At 62.3% G+C, this 2,900-nt stretch carries 2 protein-coding genes and 1 pseudogene; all 3 read left to right on the top strand.

The window, feature by feature from the left end; genetic code table 11:
- A pseudogene (locus HF921_RS12550) lies at positions 1-298 on the top strand (polysaccharide biosynthesis/export family protein); the annotation flags it as partial.
- A gap of 9 nt (positions 299-307) precedes the next feature.
- The gene (locus HF921_RS12545; RefSeq protein ID WP_215891990.1) at positions 308-1,483 is read left to right on the top strand and encodes a glycosyltransferase family 4 protein; all 1,176 of its coding nucleotides are present in this window, start codon (positions 308-310) and stop codon (positions 1,481-1,483) included.
- Positions 1,480-2,900: beta-ketoacyl synthase N-terminal-like domain-containing protein (locus HF921_RS12540; RefSeq protein WP_215893933.1), on the top strand; the 1,421-nt coding region annotated here is incomplete at its 3' end. The genes HF921_RS12545 and HF921_RS12540, both read left to right, overlap by 4 nt.

Genomic DNA, 2,900 nt, shown 5'->3' with positions numbered 1-2,900 from the left:
CAATGGCAATCAGGCGGATGCCAAGGCGGTGTTTGTGTTTCGCTTTGAGAAGCCGTCTTTGCTGCCACACTGGCCGAAACCGGTGCAACTCACCGCCAATGGCGAAGTGCCGGTGGTATTCCGTTTTAATTTCAGCGATCCGGCCACCCTCTTTGCCGCGCAGACCTTCCCCATCCAGAATCATGACCTGATTTATGTGGCGTCGGCGCCGATCACCGATCTGCAGAAGTTCCTGGGGCTGATCATACAGATCGTCTATCCGATTCAGGGTCTGACAACGGCGGGTGTAGTCCCCTAGGAAACTCACATGAGTGGATTTGGTGATACACCGATTTTTCTGGATGTGACTCGTCTGCTGTACCGCCTGACGCGAGGGCGCATGCCGACCGGGGTGGATCGCGTGTGTCTCGCCTATGTGCGGCATTTTCACCATCGGGCGCAGGCCATGATGATCTGGGGCGGCATCGCGGTAGGCTGGTCACCATCGGCCTCCATGGCGCTTTTCGACCGCCTGGTGGGATGGGAAGATGGTGAGCGTCCCGCCAGCCTGGGAAACACCCTGAGGGCCGCGCTCAAATGGCCGCCGCGCGCGGTGCCTGCCGGGAGCTGGGTGCTCAATATGGGGCACAGCGGGCTGGACCAGCGGAGTTATCTTGGCTGGCTACGCCGTAAAAACATGCGCTTGCTGGTGATGGTCCATGACCTGATTCCCATTACCCATCCGCAGTTTTGTCAGGCGGGCGCGGCAAAACGTCATGTCCGGCGAATGGGCTTGATTCTGGGGCAGGCAGAGGGGATCGTCAGCAACTCCCGGCATACGGCGGAGATGCTCGGCGACCATGCCCGGCAGACCGGGGTAGCGGTGCCGCCGGTGGCGGTAATTCCGTTGGGCGCCAAAAAGCACTGGACCGTCTGCGAGGATGAGCCTGGCGCGGTAACAGAGCCTTATTTCGTGATGGTGGGAACGCTGGAGCCCCGCAAAAATCATGCGTTCGTGCTGCAGCTCTGGCAGCGCATGCTGGATGAATGGCACGCTGCGGAGATTCCTCACCTGCTGGTCATCGGGCAAATCGGCTGGATGTGTGGTCCGGTGGTCCATCAGTTGAAGACCGACGAGCGCATGAAACAGCATGTACACTTAATGACGGATTGCGACGATGCCCGACTCGGGCATTACTTGCGCCATGCCCGCGCCATGCTCTTTCCTTCGCATGCGGAGGGCTATGGATTACCGCTGCTGGAAGCGATGGATTTGGGTGTGCCGGTGCTGACAAGCCCGCTGCCGGTGTTTCGCGAGGTGGCGGGTTTGGTGCCGGATTACCTCGATCTGGACGACGGGGACGCGTGGTTGGAGGCGATTCACGATTATGCGCAACCCGCTAGTGCCCGACGGGAGGCGCAATTGCAACGTCTGCGCGGATTTTCGGCACCAAGCTGGTCTGATCATTTTTCCGAATTCGAAACCTTTGTGAGCCGCTTATGAAAAATGAAAAAATCGCGATCATTGGCTATGCGTCGCGCTTGCCGCAAACATCGGATGCCACCTTCTGGGAGGACTTGCTGGCGGGCCGAAACCTACTGACGCGGGTGGCGGAGGACCGCTGGGCGCAGTACGGTTTTGAGCATCCGTCACGCGCCCATCCAGGGAGCTCGGTGACCTTCGCGGCGGGTTCGCTGGGGGATGTGGGGGGCTTTGATGCGGGTTTTTTTCGCATTTCCCCGCGCGAGGCGGCGGCCATGGACCCACAGCAACGTCTGCTGCTGGAGATGAGCTGGGAGGCTTTCGCCCATGCCGGTATCCCGGTTCTCCGCTTGCGCGGGAGTCGTTGCGGCGTCTTCATCGGCCTCGCCAGTACCGATTATGGCTACCGCCTGACCGATGATTTGGCGGCCATCGGCGCGAACTCGGCGACGGGTTCGACGGCGAGCATTGCGGCGAATCGCCTGTCCTATTTTTATGATCTGCAAGGGCCGAGCATGGTGGTGGATACGGCCTGCTCTTCGGCACTGGTCGCTTTTCATCAGGCTTGCCAGTCGTTGTTGCACGGTGAAAGCGATCTGGCGCTGACCGGGGCCATCAACCTGCATCTGCATCCTTTTGGTTTTCTGATTTTTTCCAAGGCGTCCATGCTTTCTGCCGAGGGCCGCTCGCGCCCTTTTGACGCGGCGGCGGATGGCTATGTGCGCGCGGAAGGCGGTGGGGTCTTCGTGCTCAAAGAGCATGCGGCGGCGCTGCGCGACGGGGATCGCATCCTGGCGGTGGTGGCCCATACCGCCATCAATACGGATGGGCACAAGGCGGGGCTGACCATACCACGGGTGGCGGCGCAGGCGGCCTTGCTGACCGCGGCTTATTCGGCGGCGGGCATCGATCCTGACGCCATCGATTATATCGAGGCGCATGGTACCGGCACGGCGGTTGGCGACCCCCTGGAAGTGGAGGCCATTGGCCGCGCTCTGGGCGCCCGGCGACGCGCCGACAACCCACTGCCGCTGGGCTCGGTAAAGAGCAATCTGGGGCATATGGAGACGGCATCGGGGGTGCCTGGATTGTTGAAGGCCATCCACTGCCTGCAACAGCGGACCGTACCGGCGACGATCGGCGTGACGCGACTGAATCCGCGCCTGCCGCTGGCGGATTTCGGGCTGGAGGTGGTGACTGCGACGCGCGCGCTGCGTACCACAGGATCGCTGACGGTCGGGGTGAACGCCTTCGGTTTCGGCGGTGCCAATGCCCATGTGATATTGGAGCGGGCGGCGGAGCCCCGACGGCGGCTACGTTCGCCCGGAAAGATGCGCCGCGCGCAGCGTTGGCCGCTGCTGCTGTCGGCGGCGACGCCGACTGCTTTGCGACAGGTGGCGGCGGATTTCGCCGGCGTGCTGACGGGGGTGGCGGAGCA

Source organism: Acidithiobacillus ferriphilus (assembly GCF_018854775.1).
GTDB classification, from domain to species: domain Bacteria; phylum Pseudomonadota; class Gammaproteobacteria; order Acidithiobacillales; family Acidithiobacillaceae; genus Acidithiobacillus; species Acidithiobacillus ferriphilus.
The sequence above is the reverse complement of the archived record's forward strand: the minus strand, read 5'-3'. Positions and strand labels throughout refer to the sequence as shown.